Source organism: Paenibacillus rhizoplanae, from assembly GCF_042684125.1.
Taxonomy (GTDB): Bacteria; Bacillota; Bacilli; order Paenibacillales; family Paenibacillaceae; genus Paenibacillus_AQ; species Paenibacillus_AQ rhizoplanae.
On the sequence record NZ_JBHUKY010000068.1, the window covers coordinates 110,081 to 127,869 of the forward strand.

Here is a 17,789-nt window from a genome sequence, read left to right on the forward strand (position 1 = left end):
AACAATTCGATGTTATTCTCCGATAATTAAGGTTACAGCTAGATTCGATAAGGCGGGATAACGGGAAATGAGACATCTGAAGATTAAGCATAAAATGATTGTACTGATCGCAGCGGTTATTCTTCTGCTGATCGGGATTGGAACAACAGGTATTCTGACTACAACCAGAATGGCTGACAGGTCTGAAGAGACGTACAAGCAGAACCTGCAGCCTATTTATTTCGTAACGGAGATCCGCGGGAATAACCGGGCGATTGAGTCTTTTCTGCTGGAGGATCTGATCACCACGGATGACGCGAAGAAGCAGGAGCTGAAGGCGAGAATTCAGGAGAACATCCAGACGAACAATGAGCTGATGGCTGAACTGAGGAAGATTGATTTCAACAATGAGAAGATTGCTGCTTATGTGAATGAATATACCCTGCTGCTGCCGGATTACCGCTCACAGCGTGATAATATTATCCATCTGGCCGATAACGGCCTTAACGATGAAGGATATCAGGTGTTCACGGGCAAGACCTTTAACGAGCTGCGCGACAAAATGGTCCGGCTGCTTGAAGAGACAGCGACGTTATTCATTCAGGATGCGTCTGCCCATAATACACGGACGGCTGACAGTGCCAAGAGCTCTGTTACGCTTAGCAGCATTCTGATTGCGCTGGCTTTGCTGCTCAGTATTGTCCTGAGTGTGATCATCACACGGTTGATTACGAGACCGCTGAAGGAGTTGCAGGGGCTGATGAAGCGGGCGGAAGAAGGGGATCTGACGGCCTCTGCCGCTTACCGGTCCAAGGATGAGATCGGCCAGATCAATACATCGTTCAATACCATGCTGGACGGGTTGAAAAATATGATGCGCGGCGTTTCGGAGAGCGCCGAGATTCTCTCGGCCTCCTCCCAGCAGATGAGCGCCAGTGCCGACCAGACAGCGCACGCCTCACAGATGATCGCTGAGACCTCAGGCGAGATCGCAGCCGGATTCGATGTGCAGGCGGAGAGCATTACCCTTACTACGCAGTCTGTGCGGACGATGTCCTACGAGATTGCCGAAGCCCGGCATAGCGGAAAAGAAATGACCCGCTTGATGGAGCAGGCCGCCTCCTCCACGGAACGCGGTGTGGACGCAGTGGAGCAGATTCTGACCCAGATGCGGGAGATTGATTCCAGTGTCTCGGCGAGCCGGCAGATTGTCGGCAACCTGGGCAGCCTGTCCGAAGAGATTAATACGATTATTACAACCATTAATGAGATTGCAACCCAGACCAATCTGTTGTCCCTGAATGCTTCCATCGAGGCGGCACGGGCGGGTGAGCATGGCCGTGGCTTCGCAGTAGTTGCCGGTGAGATCCGGAAGCTGGCGGAGGCTACCGGAACAAGCTCGCTGCAGATTACGGAGATCATTAACCATATCCGTCAGCAGACCGCCAGTGCCGTTGAATCGATGGAGCAAGGCTCCGGGATTGTCTCTCATGGCGTAGCGCAGAGTGAAGTGGTGTCGGCAGCCTTTACGGCGATCCAGACCTCCATTCAGGCAGCCAGTGAGCAGACAGAGCAGATTACAGAGGTCATCGGCCATGTCGCGCAGGAATCGGAGGAAGCAGCCAAGTCCATGTCGACGGTGAATGAAATCTCGCGCAAAGGCGCCGCAGACGTTCAGGGTACCAGCGAAGCAAGTCTGGAGCAGCTGACCGCGATGGGAGAGATGTCCTCCTCTGCGCAGTATCTGGCTACCCTGGCCGAGGACCTGCAGAAGCATCTGGCAAGGTTCCGGCTGTAACACCCCAAGGAGGCGGTCTCTATAATGAACACTCGAACATGGAAGCTGGCGGTAGTTCCAGCTTTGTTAATGACACTTGCAGCTTGTAGCTCGAATCAGGCTAGTACACCGGCGGTTAGCCCCAGCCCACAGCCAACAGCGGCTCCTGTAGAAGCGTCTGCTCAGCCGACGGAAGGGCCGAAGATTACACCTGCACCAACAGAAGCTGCCGGTGTAACGGTAGGGGAAAGTAAACAGTATGAGAAAATAGCAATTTCCGACTGGAAGGACGATCAAACCGTTGTCGTGTCCAAGCAGAACGATAAGCTGGGGCCGATCAGCTCGGGAGAGCTGAAGGGTTCCTATCCGCAGAGCCTGTATTTCTTACATCTGGACACCGGCGAATACGAATTGATTACAGAGAAGGCGAACATGATGCTGGGGGATGCCAAGCTGTCCGCCGATCAGTTGTTTCTGCTCTATAGTGAATTCTCCCTGGGTGATCCTGCCTACAATGTAATGGACCTGGGTTCCAAAAAGACCTTCACCATCAAGGGCGATACCATTGCCGGAGCGATGGGTGCCGATTGGGCGGATAAGGATACGGTAGTGGGTCCGGCATACAGCGGCGGTGCTTATACAGCGACTACTTCCATGAAGATTGCGCCGGTGGAGGGACTGGGCGGGGAAGGCCTGATTGTTGTAAGACAAATCAAGGATAAGATCTATTACACCAGTAATTCGAAGGACTCGCTGCAAATGCTGGACCTGAAAACTAAGGCGAAGGCTGACTTGGATATTCCAGGTACCACTAGCGTAATCCCTTCAACGGACGAAGAACAAATGCTGATCCTGCAGTATAAGGAGAATACCCAGGCGCTGCTGCTCAGCGGCACAGACGGTAAAAATCCGCGGACCCTGGTGGAAGGCGCCGAGCTTGGGGCTGTCTCCTGGTCCCCGGATCAGCGGCTGATAACCTATAGTGTAACTATTGAGGAGAAGGGTACAACGAATAATACCTTATATGTCTACGATCTGTCTTCTGACAAGTCCGTCCAGATTGCGGAGAGCAACGGGACGATGACCACCTCATGGAGCCCCTCGGGCAAGCAGCTCGCTTATACGGAGCGGGATGACAGCGGCAGCAGCAGCAGTATAGTTCAGTTAAAGTATTGATCAAAAAAAGCGGTCCGTACCGGTAAATCTACCGGATACGGACCGCTTTTTTTATAGATTACTAGAAGGAGCATAACGCCCCTCTGCTTCTTACGTTCTAAGCATACCAGCCCCATACGAAGATGAACAGGGTGCCGAAGATGGTGACCAGAGCCACGAACATGGCGTATGCGATGTTGATATACAGTTCTTTTTTGGAATCGGCCGATTCTCCGATGTGCATGAACACAAACAGCTGCAAGGAAGCCTGGATCAGCGCTGTGATTAGCAGCACCACCATATTGGCAGTGGAGGACAGGTCTCCGTAAATAACAATCAGTGCAGCGGCAGAGAGGACCAGAGAGGCTACATAACCCATCACATGCTTCATTGGGAATAGTTGCTTCATCATGTCACATCAGTCCTTTCAGGTAGACGAAGCTGAAGATAAAGATCCAGACCACGTCTAAGAAGTGCCAGAACAAGGAGAAGATGAACGTTTTGTTGGCGGTAGCGGGAGTAATGCCGCGCTTCCACAGCTGAATCATAATGCCAATTCCCCACAGCAGACCGAAGCTGACGTGAAGACCATGCGTTCCCAGTAGTATGAACAGACTGGAGAGGAAGCCGCTGGTCTGCAGGGTAGCTCCTTCATGCACGTAAGTGAAGAACTCGTCGATTTCGATACCGACAAAAGCCAGACCCATCACCAGCGTAATCGCCATGAAGACCATCATGGCTTTCTTGTAGCCATGCCGCATGGCATGGACAGCCAGACCGATGGTGAAGGAACTCGACAGCAGGAGGAAGGTCTCCATCAGCACAGGGCCGATCTCGAACAGCTCGCTGCCGCTCGGTCCGCTGGCGAAGCGGTTAACCATTACGAAATATACAGTGAACAGCGTTGCGAAGAGAGGAATCTCGGCTCCGAGAAAGACCCAGAAGCCGAAGATCTTGTTACTGTTCTCTTCTGTTGAATATTCGAGCGGCTTGGACGCATCTATTTTCATACAGTCTCACCCCGCATCAATTTCTTTTCTGTAGCGATAACCTCTTCTACAGGAATGTAGTAGCCCTGGTCCTTATCGAAGGACATGAAGGCCAGCACGACCAGGATTCCAATCCCGGCGACAATTGCCGGAATCCACATGCTGAATACCAGGAAGAAGCCAAGGAAGAAGAAGACTACACCCAATATGAACGGCTTGCCGGTATTGCTTGGCATATGAATCTTGGTGTATTTGGTGTCTGTATACAGCGGAATATTCTCCTGCTTCGCAGACCATAGAGCATCACGCGTCTCAACCTTAGGCACAATCGCAAAGTTGTAGAGCGGGATCGGGCTGTGCGTAGCCCATTCGAGCGTCCGGCCATCCCAAGGATCGTTGGTTGTATCTCTTGGCATGTAGCGGGTACTCCAGTAAATATTGTAGACCAGGATCACGAAGCCGATGGCGAGACCGACAGCCCCGACGAAGCTCAGCATATTGAGCGGACCGAAGCCTGATTCCTTAGAGTAAGTATACAGACGGCGTGTCATTCCCATCAGTCCCAGGAAGAACATAGGGAAGAAGGTTACGTTAAAGGAAATGATGATCCACCAGAAGGCATGCTTGCCCAGCCGTTCATTCAGGCGGAAGCCGAACACTTTAGGGAACCAATAGTGGAACCCGGCGATGACCGCGAACACGGCACCCGGAATCAGCACGTAGTGGAAATGCGCAACCAGGAACATCGTGTTGTGATACTGGTAATCGGCGCTGGCCATCGCCAGCATGACACCCGTTACTCCGCCGATCGTAAAGATCGGGATAAAGGCTAGAGTATATAGCATCGGGGTCGTGAAGGTAATCCTGCCCTTTCGCAGGGTGAATAGCCAGTTGAATATTTTGACCCCGGTAGGTACCGCTATGGCCATCGTTGTGATTGAGAAGAAGCTGTTGACCATGGCACCTTGACCCATTGTATAGAAATGATGCGCCCATACAAGGAAGGACAGGAGCGAGATGATCAGCATACTGAATACCATGGAGGTATAGCCGTACAGATTCTTCTTCGAGAAGGTAGCGATAATCTCACTATAAATACCGAAGGCAGGCAGGATAACGATATAGACCTCCGGATGTCCCCAGACCCAGAACAGGTTGGCCCAGAGCATATCCATCCCGCCGCTATCCATCGTGAAGAACTGGGAGCCGAAGAGTCGGTCGAACATCATCATCGCCAGCGCTATGGTAAGAACCGGGAAGGCGAAGACAATAATAACGTTGGTGATGAGTACGGACCAGGTGAACATCGGCATCTTCATCAGCGTCATGCCTGGTGCGCGCATCTTTAGAATCGTTACGATAAAGTTAACTCCGGTGATCAGCGTACCGATACCGGATATCTGCAGAGCCAGAGAGTAGTAGTTGTTCCCTACGGTCGGGCTGAATTCAAGACTCGCCAGCGGGAAGTAGGCTGACCAGCCCGCATCCGGCGAGCCGCCGATGACGAAGGAAATGTTCAGCAGCATGGCGCCCATGAAGAAGAGCCAGAAGCTGACGGCGTTCAGCCGCGGGAAGGCAACATCCCGTGCGCCGATCTGCAGCGGAATGATCACGTTCATCAGACCGATGATGAACGGCATGGCCATGAAGAGAATCATGATCAGACCGTGGGTGGTGAAGACCTCATTGTAATGCTGCGCATCGAGGAATTTCATTTCCGGCGCAGCTGTCTGCAGACGCATCATCATCGCATCTACACCGCCGCGGAACAGCATCAGCAGCGCCGCGAGGATGTACATGATCCCGATTTTTTTGTGGTCAACCGTGGTCAGCCATTCACGCCACAGATAGCCCCATTTCTTGAAATAGGTAAGCCCTACGAGAATCCCGATGGTTGCCAGTGCAATACTTATCATGGCCCCGTATATCAAGGGTTCGCCGTGAACCTTAAATTTGTCCAAATCCATTAGGGTAGCTCCTTTCAGTGTGTTGCATTAGGCTCTTCAGAGAGCTAGTGTCCTTCATGTGTGCTTTCATCCACCGGGGAGCTGGGCAGCGGCTGATCGACTTCTGGATCAGGCTTGCTGTCGAATTCCGTTCCGCTGGACGGCTCGGGAGACGGATGGATTTCCTTGTTATCCTGATGCTCCTGATTGCCGTTGTCCATATCCATCTCTTTGCCACCACCGCTCATATGCTCGCCGTGGTCTCCAGGAGGCGGGCTGAACTCCAGATGAGTGGAGGAATACGTTTTGCGTCCGAGGTAATCCGTGGCCAGCAGGCCCTTGAATTCTTCCTCAGTCAGCTTAGGCGCAGTTTCCTTGACTTCCTTCACCCAGTCCTCGTAACCCTTGTTACTCAGGACAAGCGCTTCGAATTCCATGTGGGCAAAGCCTTTACCGCTGAAGTTCGCATTTTTCCCGATATAAGAGCCTTCGGTATCTGCGGACAGATGAAGCGTTGTCAGCATGTCGCTCATGGCGTACTTTTGACCGGCAAGCTGTGGAATCCAGAGACTGGTAATAGTGCCGAATGAGTACATTCTGAATTCTACCGCACGATGCACCGGCATATTCACGTAGTTAACCGTCTCGATCCCTTCCTCAGGGTAGCTGAAATGCCATTTCCAGTTGGAAGAGGAAGCATAGATGACCAGCGGAGTCTGATCTTGATAGTCCGCAGCCACATTCTCCACTTCGTTAGTCGTCTTGACGGTAACAACGGACAAGAAGGCTACGATAATAATCGGGATGATAATCCAGATGGCCTCCAGTACCTTGTTGCCTTCCTCATGTTCAGGGATGTAGCCCTCATTACTCTTCTTCGCACGATATTTCACCAGTACAAAGATATACAGAATGTAGACAACAGCCAGAACCCCGAGCATAACAAGAATAGAGAGCAAGATGGTGTCAGATAACGTCCTTGCAGACGGCCCCTTCGGGTTCAGAACAGCGATTGAGCTGCATCCCGGCAGGAGAAGGATCAGGCTTAGAAACAAAGCGTATAACGGTCCCTTTTTTTTCATATAGAACTCCTTCCTTCAATACTACTTTTCATTCGCCGTTCATTAACGGGAGTACATTGATCTGTATCTATAGTAAGAACTACTTACCCATAATGCAAAATACATATTTTGTATAAAAGTATAAAAAAGACCTTAAAAATGGCGAACAAGTTAAATATGTGTGATCAAATTGTTACAGCTATCTAAGAGTATGATAAAGATCACTGTAGTGGCGCACTTTAGCTAATTTTAAGGTTGTTCAATTTTTGTTCAAAATTCCGATATTGTTATTAATATTGTCACAATTATTCTGCGCCAAAAACCGCTGATTTAACCGCCCAACGCCTGGTGTGACAGCATTCGACGATTATTGCGTTCTTTCTGAAAATACTAGCGCAACCTCATTTATCATTGCATAAGAGTGACAATTTCTTAGCTTGCGGTTACAATCTCTCAAATTACGTTAAATGTATATGTGATAAAGTGATAGACAAATATACATAGATTGGAGACTGCTGCTGTGCGTATCAAGAAAACTCTGCTTTTATTCATGTCTTTATTCCTAATTATGGGGCTTGTGCAGGTCCCGGCTAACGCCAAAGCTGCTAGCACTACACTTAAACTCGGAGTCAACGATAAATTAAGTGCGATTGAAGCTGTATCCGTAAAAGGCACCTATTATGTACCGCTGCGTAAGCTTGCGGATGAGCTGAAATGGACCCTTACCGGGCTGACGGACGGTATTCACGTAGCTGGCGGAACTGGTTCGCTTACCCTGCTGAGCAAGGACGGGGGTGCGGTGCTCAAAGACGGCACGACCGTGCCTATGAGCACTTTTGTGCAGGACGGCAAGCTCATGGCTCCACTGAAGGTCAGCGCATACCTTGGGTATAGCATTTCCTATGCGGGAGATAAATATTTACTTCGTGTGAAGGACGGCTCGGCGTTGCTTACCGATGCAGCCTATACCGATAAATATGCTGCCGAGCTGAAGCCGAAGGCTCCAGTGGTTCCAGTGACTCCTGTCACTCCGGCTGAGCCGGGCAAACCGGGCCGGACCGTCTACCTGACCTTCGACGATGGCCCGTCGGCAACAACTGGCGAGCTGCTGGATATCCTGCACAAATATGACGTACAGGCGACCTTCTTCATGCTGGGGAACAACATGAATGAGCATCCCGCCCAGGTGAAGCGGATTGCGAAGGAAGGGTATGGCTTGGCGCTGCATGGCGTGACCCACCGCAAGGAGAAGTTCTATGCCTCTCCTGCAGCGGCGCTAGCCGAGATGTCAGGGGCCAATGCGACACTGAAGAAGCTGACGGGAGTCAGCACCACTCTGATCCGTACGCCCTACGGAAGTAAGCCTTATTTCACCAAGTCCTTCCGCGATAAAGTCCTGACGCAGGGATATCATCTCTGGGACTGGAACGTGGATTCCTATGACTGGAAATACAAACAGAACAGCGACAGAATCTATAACACCGTAATGGATCAGGTGAATAAGCTGAAGGCGTCCAAGACCAACCCGGTAATTCTGATGCATGACCAGAAGGCTACACTCAAGGTGCTGCCGCGTATTCTGGAGAAGCTGAAGAAGGAAGGCTATACCTTCAAGCTCATTACGAAGGATATGGAGCCGCTCAACTTCTGGAAGGATAAACGCTGATCCGTAAGGGTCAATAGAGAAGAGCAAGCTGCGGGGTACTCTGCGGGCTTGCTCTTTTTTTGGCGAAAATGTAAAGAGAAAACGCTGCTGTTACTTGTACAGATATTGCACCAGCATATGAACCAGCTCTGATTTCAGCCGGTCCACAGCGATCCGCTGCGGCGAGAAGGAGATGAAGTCCACAATCGCGCTCACAGACTCGAACACAATGATCGACGCTGCCTCCGTATCCGCGGTCTTCAGTTCATCCTGCCCCATCTGAAGATAGGTCAGCGTCTTGAGCCGGCCTGTCTCGTACTGGGCATCCATCAACTGCTTGATGGCCTCATCGCTGTGATACATAATGCTCAGATCCTTGTGATACCCAATAAAAGCCTTATGCGCGAGCAGAAGCGTATCTATCAGATGAAGGATCAGGTCCGTACGTTCGATCGTATTGAAATTAATCTCAGACATTGAATCCTCGATTCTGGCAAGCAGCTCATCCCCGTACATGTGGAGCACCTCTATGAATACGGCCCTTTTATCCACAAAATAGGAGTAGAAGCTCCCGGTCGAGACCCCGGCGGCGGCGGCAATCTCCTTCGTGTTCGTCTGATAGAAGCCCTTGTCCGAGAACAGCTGCATCGCGGCCCGGATAATAGCTTCCTTCGTTCTAATACTGCGCTCCTGCTGCGGAGTTCTAATCTTGTCCTCTGTTTCACCCATATCGTAAGGTCCCCCTCATAGTACAGATTGTAGTGGAGCGGTTTTGAGCTGTCAATAAAAGTTGAACTATAGTTCATTTTTTCGATTGACAAATATGAACTATGGTTCATATAATTTGAATATGAACTCTATTTCATATTTCGGAGGATGATGAAGATGGGGATTGGAATGCGCAGAGCTTTATCTTTTACGGCGATTGTACTGGGCTTTTTCATGGCGCTGCTGGATACGACCATTATTAATATTGCCTTGCCGGAGATGACACGCCAGTTCGGCGGCAGTGTGTCACAGGTCTCCTGGGTGATGAACGGCTATAACCTGGCATTTGCAGTGTTCATCCTGACTGCTTCGCGCCTGGCCGATCAATTCGGACGGAAGAAGGTGTTTCTCATTGGAGTGGGGCTGTTCACCCTGAGTTCCCTGCTGGCCGGACTCTCCACTTCCCTTGGCATGCTGATTCTGTTCAGGGTCATTCAAGGCTTGGCGGGAGCGATTATTGTGCCGGTTACGATTCCGCTGAGCACCACTACCTTTCCCAAAGAAATGCACGGACTGATTATAGGCATATGGGGGGCCGTCTCGGGAGTGGCTGCGGCAAGCGGTCCGGCACTTGGGGGAATTCTGACACAGAAGCTGAGCTGGGAGTGGATTTTTTTTGTGAACGTACCGCTTGGGCTGCTGAGTATAGGGCTGACCGCTATGTTCATTCAGGAGTCACGGGATGATTCAGCAGGGCGGTCCATAGACTATGGCGGAATGCTGGGGATTACGGGAGGGATGTTCTGCATTACATATGCTCTGATTAAAGTACAGGATTACGGCTGGAGCTCGCGCCCGTTCCTGGGTCTGACGGCTGCGGGGCTGCTGTTTCTGGTGTTCTTTTTTCTTACGCAGTATAAGGGGAAAGAACCGATGCTGCCCCTGTCCCTGCTGAAAATCAGAGCCTTCAACAGTACCTCAGTATCGATGATCGTGCTGGGGGCGGCGCTGATGAATATTTCACTGCTGACCTCCTTTTATCTGACCCGGGTGATGGGGGTCTCGGAGCTGAAGGCAGGGCTTGTCCTCTCAACTATGGCCTTGGGCTCCATCGCCAGCTCAGCTGTATCCGGGCCGCTGTCTGCGAAATATGGCAGCAGTCTGTTCGCCGCAGCGGGAATGGTGATGATTGGCGCTGCCACCTATTCCATGAGCGGGCTTGAGGCTGATTCTACGCTGGGTGCGGTGATGCTCCGGCTTGCAGTGACTGGCTTCGGCGTGGGGCTCTCAATGGCTCCTGTGATGTCATCGGCGATCCGGGTTGTTCCTGAAGACAAGGTCGGCATCGCCTCGGGGGTGACGAATATGGCGAAGGCGCTGGGGAGTGTGCTCGGTGTGGCCATCATCGTCACTGTGCTTCAGCATAATACTACCCAGGAGCTGGGCGCGGCGAACTCCGCAGGCACAGAGGCGGGGGCTGTTGCAATAAGACAGCAGCAGGCGGCTGTGGATGCGTTCAGTCAGACCTATAAGTTCGCAGGCTACCTGCTGCTCCCGGGTATAGGCGCTGCCCTGTTCAGTGATGAACGCAGACAGCGGCGGAGCAGCAGTGTCCATGTTCAATAGAACAGTCCCACTAAGCAATCATAACCCCCATCTGTCCAACAGGCAGGCGGGGGTTATTGGCGTGACACGCTGAAACTCTATAAGACACACTAAAGAATAACAAAAAGCAAAAAGAAGCGGAGGGGAAATTTGGAACTGGAGGAGCGGTAGCGTCCGCCTTTGTATTTGGATTTCTACCGCGAAGAGCGGTTCAATCAAGAAATCGAAATACAACAGCGGCCGGAAGTCCAATCGTTCACCGCAGCGACGACCAGGCTTTGAATTCTAATCTTAAGTGCGTCTTATATAGACAAAGTAAAAGTTAATCATTGACATTAATCCTCAACTGTATTAATAATAGTAGTACAATTAATACAGTTTAACGGCCGGATCATAGATCCGAAGAAGGGAGGACTGTCATGTTCGAGTTGGATGTACGCAGCCGCAAGCCGATCTATGAGCAGCTGACCGACAAGGTGAAGGAGTTGATTATGCATGGTATTCTGCGGGCGGATGAACAGCTGCCTTCGGTGCGGGCGTTATCCTCGCAGCTTACCGTGAATCCCAATACGATCCAGAAGGCTTACAGAGAGCTGGAGCGCGAGGGGTATATCTATTCGCTGCAGGGCAAGGGCAACTTCGTAGCCGCGCTGCAGCAGGGGCAGAGTGAGAGCAAGCGGGCAGAGCTGAAGGAAGAACTGCTGCGGCTGATGGCCGAAGCAGTCTACCTTGGATTCACGGAGACAGAGATTAGTTCCCTGTACCGCCAGGCGCTGGATATGAGAAGAGAGGAGAGCAGCCATGATTGAGATACGCGGAGTGAGCAAGATTTTTCAGGAGGAAAAGGCTGTGACCGGCCTCTCGCTGACGGTACCCAAGGGGGCCATCTACGGATTACTGGGATCTAACGGGGCAGGCAAAACCACGCTCCTGAAGATGCTTGCGGGCATATATCGTCCAGATACAGGGAGTGTCAAGGTAGGCGGGCAGCCCGTCTATGAATCACCGGAGGTGAAGCGCAGTCTGTTCTTCATGCCGGATAGCCCATACTTCTTCCAGCAGGCTACGATGAAGAGTATGGCGGAGTTCTACCGCTCGATCTATACACAGTGGAGTCAAAAAAGGTATGAGGAGCTGGTTACAGTGTTCCGGCTCGATCCCCGGCGCAGACTCAGCCGCTTCTCCAAGGGGATGCAGCGGCAGGCCGCCTTCCTGCTGGCGCTTAGCTGCAAGCCGGATGCGCTGATTATGGACGAGCCGATCGACGGTCTGGACCCGGTGATGCGCCGCCAGATCAAGAATCTGCTGTTCCAGGAAGTCGCCGAGCGCGAGCTTACCGTGTTGATCTCCTCGCATAATCTGCGCGAGATTGAGGATCTGTGCGACCATGTCGGCATTATGCATGAGGGAAGGATGCTGGTGGAGAAGGATCTGGATGATCTGAAGGCCGACACGCACAAGATTCAGGTTGCATTCCGGGATGTGCGTCATGCGGCGGCGCTGGAATCCAAGCTGCAGATTCTCCATCAGGAGCAGCGGGGAAGCGTCAGCCTGTACATTGTAAAAGGGGAGCGGGAGCGGATCAGTCAGGCCTTTCATGTCTATGACCCGTATGTGTATGACCTGCTTCCGCTGACGCTGGAGGAAATCTTTATTTATGAAATGGGGGATGCCGGTTATGACGCGCAGCCGATTATTCTTTAACAGCAGCATTATCCGCCAGAACCTGCGCCAGTATGGCTGGATTGGAATTTTGTACACACTGGCACTCTTATTCATACTCCCGCTGCAACTGTTCATTAACGGTGACCGGCTTAAGGAGCCTGTCGTAATAGACGGACTATTCAATCTTGGCATGGACATTCCGGTAATCCTTATTCCTTTTCCGATCATCACCGGGTTGTTTCTGTCCCGTTATCTGCAGTCCAAAGGCTCCTCCGATCTGATGCACAGCCTCCCGCTGCGCCGCTCGCATCTGCTGTCTTCCTATACGCTGAGCGGTCTGCTTCTGCTGCTGCCGCCCATCTGGATTACAAGTGTGGTTACGATGCTGGTCCGCCCGCTGGAGGGCAATATGTATATCTATCACGGAGCGGAGGTCTGGCAGTGGTGCCTGACCCTTACTGTGCTGACCTTGTTCTTGTTTGCCTTCACTATTTTTGTGGGGATATGTGTGGGACAGACCGTTCTACAGGGAGTGGTGACCATCATTCTGTTACTCCTCCCTGCGGGAATGTTGATATTTATAAATATGCATCTGAACAGATATTTGTATGGATACCCGGATAGTATAGGATCGAGGGAATCCCTGAAGGATTGGGCGCCGATGCTGCGGATTGCAGATATGTCCTATAGCCCTTTTGGCCAAACAGAGCTGTGGGTCTATGCTCTCCTATCTGCTGCCTTCGTATCGCTGGCCTTCGTGCTCTATCGTAAGCGCCACAGTGAGAAGGCGGGACAGGCGATGGCCTTCACCTATTTCGATCCGCTGTTCAAAGCCGGGGTAATGCTCTGCAGTATGCTGCTTGCGCTCAGCTACTTCGGCAGTATCAAGCAGGGAACGGGCTGGATCATCGGCAGTGTCGTCGCCGGAGGAATTATCGGCTACATCGTAGTAGAGATGCTTCTCCGCAAAACTTGGCATATCCTGAACCGCAAGCTGCCGCTTGAATTGGCAGTATACAGCATCCTGCTTGGATTGCTGCTCTATGTTCCTGTATCCAGCTTGACCGGATATGAGACCCGGGTTCCAGCCTCCGGGAAGGTGAGTGCGGTATTCGCCGGTGGCAATTATGAAGACCTGATGCAACGCCCGTTCGGCGCTCAGAACACTGCACCTGCGGAGGAGGCTGATATTTACTCCAAGGACCCGAAATATATTGAAGCTGTAACCGCACTGCACCATGCTGTCGTAACGGTGAAGCCGGGACAGGACAATACTATGTGGGATTCAGTATATCTCTCTCGCCACCGTTTCATGCTATCATACCAGCTTAAGAGCGGAGGGATGCTGATGCGGACCTATCTGGTTCCGTCAGCGGGCTTCGAGCCGGAGTTGAAGGCGGTCATGGGACATGTGGACTACAAACGTGTGCGATACCGGATATCCCAGATGAACAAGAACGCAGAGAGTATCCATATGAGTAATCTGGACAAGGCCTTCAGTATTTCTGATCCGCAGGAGGTGAAGGAGTTCAAGGACATCCTAATCCGTGAAGTGCTGAATATGTCCTACGAGGATCAGGTTTCGGATCAGCGGTCACGGGCGTCTATCCGCGTTATTCAAAAGCCGGATAAGTATGGAAATCATGCGTATTTCACTTATGACTGGTACCCGTCCTATCATGAATTGGGGGCTTGGCTGGAACAGAAGGGATATGCGGATAAAGTTCGGATTACCGCAGCGGACGTCCGGTCTGCCGAGATGTTCATAGATATGAATCACAGTAAGCTGCCACCCGGGCTGATGTATGATCCCGAGACCCGTCTGGAGTTAGCCCGCAGTGAGAAACGGGCGGTCATGGTCTCAGACAAGACGCTCATTAACGGTATTCTGGAGCATCGCCGCAATTACAACCGCAGAGAGGGAGCATATGCGGTGAAGATAGTATATAAGAATAATTCATCTAGTTATATTTCGCTGGATGAGCAGGAGATGTCTCCGGCGCTGAAGGCTCTTCTTCCTTAGTCAGTTTAATCTGTTGCAGTAACTAAACGCTCTATTCCCCCGTTAACGGATGCAAATCCTGTGCGGGGGGATTTTTTTATGTTGCAGCGGGAAGCCAGTGTCGGTGCCATGTCAGCGCCATGTCAGTGCCAGCGTTATGTTCTCTGCTTCTGCTTCAGGTGTACCTGTGTCCATAGCATGGGTATATTAGATTAGGGTCTGCAAAATAATGCGGCCAGTGTAAGGAGGAACGAACATGGAAGAGGTACGGGATCATCTGGATCATGGACTCCAGATTGTCTTCATCGGGTTCAATCCCAGCATCCGCTCCGGCGAGTTGGGTCATCATTATGCCAATCCGCGCAATAACTTCTGGCGCATACTGCACAAGTCCGGGCTGACGCCGCGGTTATACGAGGCCTCCGAGGACGGGGAGCTGCTGAAGCTGGGATACGGCTTCACCAACATCGTTGCCCGCCCCACCGTAGGCGCTGAAGATATCACCCGGGAGGAGTACGCCAAGGGCCGTGAGCTCCTGCGGGCTAAGCTGGAGGAGTACCGCCCGGAGATTGCCTGTTTTGTCGGCAAGGGCGTATACACAGAGTTCAGCCGCAGGACTACAGCCGCCTGGGGCTTCCAGGAAGGCATCGCTCCGGTGGTGGACGGAGTCCGGGAGTTCGTCGCCCCTTCATCCAGCGGCCTGGTCCGCATGCCGATGCCGGAGATCATCAGAATCTACCGCCAACTGTGTGAATACACGGAGGAGCAGGAGCCTTGAGGCCGGAGAAACGCGTCAGATGGTTGCGTGGACTCGATGTATGCTAAAAACCGAACAAAATAGAGGCGTATGGGGGGCGCGGGCCCAATGTATATTAAAAACCGCATACAATGTGGAGGCGTGAGGGTGCGCGTGCCAAATGTATGTTGAAAACAGCACACAATGTACAGACGCGAGGGTGAGTGGGCCCAATGTATGTTAAAAACCGCATACAATAGGGGCGAATGGGGGTGTGCAGCCCAAATGTATGCGGAAAACCGAACACATGAGCTGGCGCGAGGGCGAAAGATTGGGTAGGGCCGGGTATGTGGTTTTATTTCGTTTCCCGCTTAAACAGCGGAGAGGACGGAACGATTGTGGAAAAGCGGCAGCGGTCGCCTTGGTCTCCGGATTTTCACGGTTAAGGGGAATGAAAAAAATCTGGAGAGCACAGCGATTGTAACAACGGTTCGTTCGCGGAGCGTCCACCCAAGTGCCCGCGTTGATCCTGCTCAAAAGTAAAAGCCCGAGTAACCATTTCATGTGTAACAACGGTCCGTTCGCGGAGCGTCCATCCAAGCGCCCGCGTTAATCCTACTCGAACTAAAAGGCGTCCACCCCAGCGCCAAACTAAAAAGGCTGTCCCCGCAGCCATTTCATGACTTGTGGGAACAGCCCTTGTCATACATAGTAACTTCATTACGTCTGGATCAGCAGCAGGATGATGGACGACAGGGAGAGGCAGACGCTGGCCAGATAGAGTACGCCGACCACCTGTCTCTGGTTCAAACCGGCCTTGAGCAGGCGGTAATGAACCTGAGTAGCGTCTGCCTGGTAGATGGCTTGTCCCTTCAGGAAGCGTCTGATGACGACAAAAATATTGTCGAAGATCGGTACACCCAGCGCGAGAATCGGAATGAACAGCGATAATATCGTGGCCTGCTTGAAGGCGCCGTCCAGCGCAATCACCGCCAGGATGAAGCCTAGGAAGGTGGCGCCGGCATCGCCCATGAAGATTTTGGCCGGAGCCTTGTTGAAGCGCAAGTACGCCAGGGTAACCCCGATCAGCGAAACTGCCATGAAGGCAGAAGTAGATTGGCCCATCGTAAGTGCGACTACGAACAGGGTTACTGCCGAGATCGCTGTCAGTCCGCCGGCCAAACCGTCCATGCCGTCGGAGAAATTAATGACCGTAGTGACGCCGAAGATCCAGATGATCGTCAGCAGGAACTGCAAAATGAACGGCAGTGAGATATAATCACCTGAGAACGGATTAATGAAGCCGGTAAACGCATTGCCGGAAAAGAACACCAGAACGGCGGCGGCAATCTGTACGATAAATTTGGGCAGAGCCGGGAAATCCTTGCCTTTGGTTTTGTACCAGTCATCGATGGTTCCTATAGTCAGCAGAAGCACACCGCCAATGAATAGGGCGAGCGTCTCCAGGTTGAATTCACGTGCGAAGAGCAGATATGTAATGAAAAAACCTACGAATATGGCATAGCTTGCCGTTAGCGGGATAGGCTCCCTATGGATTTTGCGTTCAACATCTTCCCTTGGCCTGTCCACGAAATCGAGCCGGAAAGCGAGCCTGGCCAGAGGAGGAATCAGCAGATAAACGATAAAAAATGACACAAGAAAAGCTAAACCGTATAAAATGACAATCACCCCGTTGATTTTTTTAAGGCCTATCCCAGATTATATCGCAGAAGGATGTATGTTGTCGAACTACATAAGCGAGATGGAGGAAATGATGAACTACGAATGTATCTTATTTGATGCCGATGATACACTGTTTGATTATGGAATGGCCGAGAGTCACGCCTTAAGCCATGCCTTCGCCCACTTCGGGCTGCCGACAGGCGCGCAGGAGTATGCGGCTAGCTACCAGGAGATTAACCACGCTTTATGGAAGGATTTTGAGCAAGGGAAGATCACCTCTGCCGCCCTGCGCGTGGAACGGTTCAACCGGCTGTTTGCCGCCCGTCAGCTCACGTTCAAGCCGGAGGAATTCAGTGAAGCATATCTGCGCTTTCTCGGGGAGGGTACCTTCCTGATTCAGGGGGCAGCCGAGCTCTGCGGCGAGCTTGCAGGGTGCAGGCTGGCAGTAATTACGAACGGAATCAGCGATGTGCAGCATTCCCGGATTAAGGGTTCCCCGCTCAGCGAGGTATTCGAGGCGGTAATTGTATCGGAGGAGACGGGCTATCAGAAGCCGGAGACCGGAATTTTTGATTATGCTTTTGCCAAGCTGAATCTGTCCGATAGACGCAAGGTGCTGATCGTCGGGGACTCCCTGACCTCGGATATCCGGGGCGGGAACAATTACGGCATCGATACATGCTGGTTCAATCCGCTGGGCAAGCCCGGTGATCCTGAGATAGTGCCTACCTATGAAATCCGCAGTCTGGACGAGCTGGTGGAGATCGTGAACCGCGCGTAAGCGGAATAAACGGCGGCAGGCAGGTTGAAAGTTTCGTTTTCGTGTTAAATATATAGG

The 17,789-nt window shown here is 51.9% G+C and carries 15 protein-coding genes; 9 read left to right on the forward strand and 6 right to left on the reverse strand.

Going from position 1 to position 17,789, the window contains the following annotated elements; all coding sequences use genetic code 11:
- Window positions 1-67: 67 nt before the first annotated feature.
- Together ACFSX3_RS26765 and ACFSX3_RS26770 are read left to right on the forward strand one after the other, a co-directional pair.
- On the forward strand, window positions 68-1,777 hold the full coding sequence (locus tag ACFSX3_RS26765; protein ID WP_209992144.1) for a methyl-accepting chemotaxis protein: 1,710 nt from the start codon (window positions 68-70) through the stop codon (window positions 1,775-1,777).
- 24 nt (window positions 1,778-1,801) lie between these two features.
- Window positions 1,802-2,932: a hypothetical protein gene (locus ACFSX3_RS26770; RefSeq protein ID WP_209992143.1), complete on the forward strand. Its 1,131-nt coding sequence runs from the start codon at window positions 1,802-1,804 to the stop codon at window positions 2,930-2,932.
- Window positions 2,933-3,029: 97 nt separating this feature from the next.
- Here ACFSX3_RS26770 and qoxD read toward each other — a convergent pair whose 3' ends face one another.
- Genes qoxD through qoxA form a run of 4 tightly spaced genes read right to left on the reverse strand, consistent with a single transcriptional unit; the run spans window position 3,030 to window position 6,928 of the window.
- On the reverse strand, window positions 3,030-3,323 hold the full coding sequence (gene qoxD / locus ACFSX3_RS26775) for a cytochrome aa3 quinol oxidase subunit IV (protein ID WP_209992142.1): 294 nt from the start codon (window positions 3,321-3,323) through the stop codon (window positions 3,030-3,032).
- Window position 3,324: 1 nt separating this feature from the next.
- Entirely contained in the window at window positions 3,325-3,921 is a 597-nt protein-coding gene (qoxC, locus tag ACFSX3_RS26780; protein WP_209992141.1) for a cytochrome aa3 quinol oxidase subunit III, read from the reverse strand.
- The gene (gene qoxB / locus ACFSX3_RS26785) at window positions 3,918-5,867 is read right to left on the reverse strand and encodes a cytochrome aa3 quinol oxidase subunit I (RefSeq protein WP_209992140.1); all 1,950 of its coding nucleotides are present in this window, start codon (window positions 5,865-5,867) and stop codon (window positions 3,918-3,920) included. The genes qoxC and qoxB overlap by 4 nt, the downstream gene beginning before the upstream one ends.
- 44 nt (window positions 5,868-5,911) lie before the next feature.
- Complete coding sequence (gene qoxA / locus ACFSX3_RS26790; RefSeq protein WP_036693562.1) at window positions 5,912-6,928, reverse strand: cytochrome aa3 quinol oxidase subunit II; 1,017 nt, start codon at window positions 6,926-6,928, stop codon at window positions 5,912-5,914.
- A gap of 499 nt (window positions 6,929-7,427) precedes the next feature.
- Here qoxA and ACFSX3_RS26795 point away from each other — a divergent pair, with 499 nt between their 5' ends.
- On the forward strand, window positions 7,428-8,573 hold the full coding sequence (locus tag ACFSX3_RS26795) for a polysaccharide deacetylase family protein (RefSeq protein ID WP_379257843.1): 1,146 nt from the start codon (window positions 7,428-7,430) through the stop codon (window positions 8,571-8,573).
- 90 nt (window positions 8,574-8,663) lie between these two features.
- Here the strand turns inward: ACFSX3_RS26795 and ACFSX3_RS26800 are convergent, their stop codons facing one another.
- The gene (locus ACFSX3_RS26800) at window positions 8,664-9,281 is read right to left on the reverse strand and encodes a TetR/AcrR family transcriptional regulator (protein ID WP_209992138.1); all 618 of its coding nucleotides are present in this window, start codon (window positions 9,279-9,281) and stop codon (window positions 8,664-8,666) included.
- A 156-nt stretch (window positions 9,282-9,437) separates the two neighbouring features.
- On the opposite strand from ACFSX3_RS26800, the gene ACFSX3_RS26805 reads away from it, so the two are divergent.
- From ACFSX3_RS26805 to ACFSX3_RS26825, 5 genes are all read left to right on the forward strand, one after another.
- A complete protein-coding gene (locus tag ACFSX3_RS26805) occupies window positions 9,438-10,886 on the forward strand; it encodes an MFS transporter (protein WP_379313470.1) in 1,449 nt (482 codons plus the stop codon).
- A 398-nt stretch (window positions 10,887-11,284) separates the two neighbouring features.
- Entirely contained in the window at window positions 11,285-11,674 is a 390-nt protein-coding gene (locus ACFSX3_RS26810) for a GntR family transcriptional regulator (RefSeq protein WP_036693565.1), read from the forward strand.
- On the forward strand, window positions 11,667-12,569 hold the full coding sequence (locus ACFSX3_RS26815) for an ABC transporter ATP-binding protein (protein ID WP_209992137.1): 903 nt from the start codon (window positions 11,667-11,669) through the stop codon (window positions 12,567-12,569). The genes ACFSX3_RS26810 and ACFSX3_RS26815 overlap by 8 nt, the downstream gene beginning before the upstream one ends.
- Window positions 12,523-14,553, forward strand: a complete 2,031-nt coding sequence (locus tag ACFSX3_RS26820) for a hypothetical protein (protein ID WP_209992136.1) — start codon at window positions 12,523-12,525, stop codon at window positions 14,551-14,553. The genes ACFSX3_RS26815 and ACFSX3_RS26820 overlap by 47 nt, the downstream gene beginning before the upstream one ends.
- A gap of 235 nt (window positions 14,554-14,788) precedes the next feature.
- Window positions 14,789-15,310: a mismatch-specific DNA-glycosylase gene (locus tag ACFSX3_RS26825; RefSeq protein WP_209992135.1), complete on the forward strand. Its 522-nt coding sequence runs from the start codon at window positions 14,789-14,791 to the stop codon at window positions 15,308-15,310.
- Between the two features lie 678 nt (window positions 15,311-15,988).
- Here the strand turns inward: ACFSX3_RS26825 and ACFSX3_RS26830 are convergent.
- On the reverse strand, window positions 15,989-16,948 hold the full coding sequence (locus tag ACFSX3_RS26830) for an MraY family glycosyltransferase (RefSeq protein WP_209992229.1): 960 nt from the start codon (window positions 16,946-16,948) through the stop codon (window positions 15,989-15,991).
- A gap of 94 nt (window positions 16,949-17,042) precedes the next feature.
- Here ACFSX3_RS26830 and ACFSX3_RS26835 point away from each other — a divergent pair, with 94 nt between their 5' ends.
- Window positions 17,043-17,732 carry a YjjG family noncanonical pyrimidine nucleotidase gene (locus ACFSX3_RS26835; RefSeq protein ID WP_209992228.1) on the forward strand — a complete coding sequence of 230 codons (690 nt, stop codon included), beginning with the start codon at window positions 17,043-17,045 and terminating at the stop codon, window positions 17,730-17,732.
- Window positions 17,733-17,789: the final 57 nt, after the last annotated feature.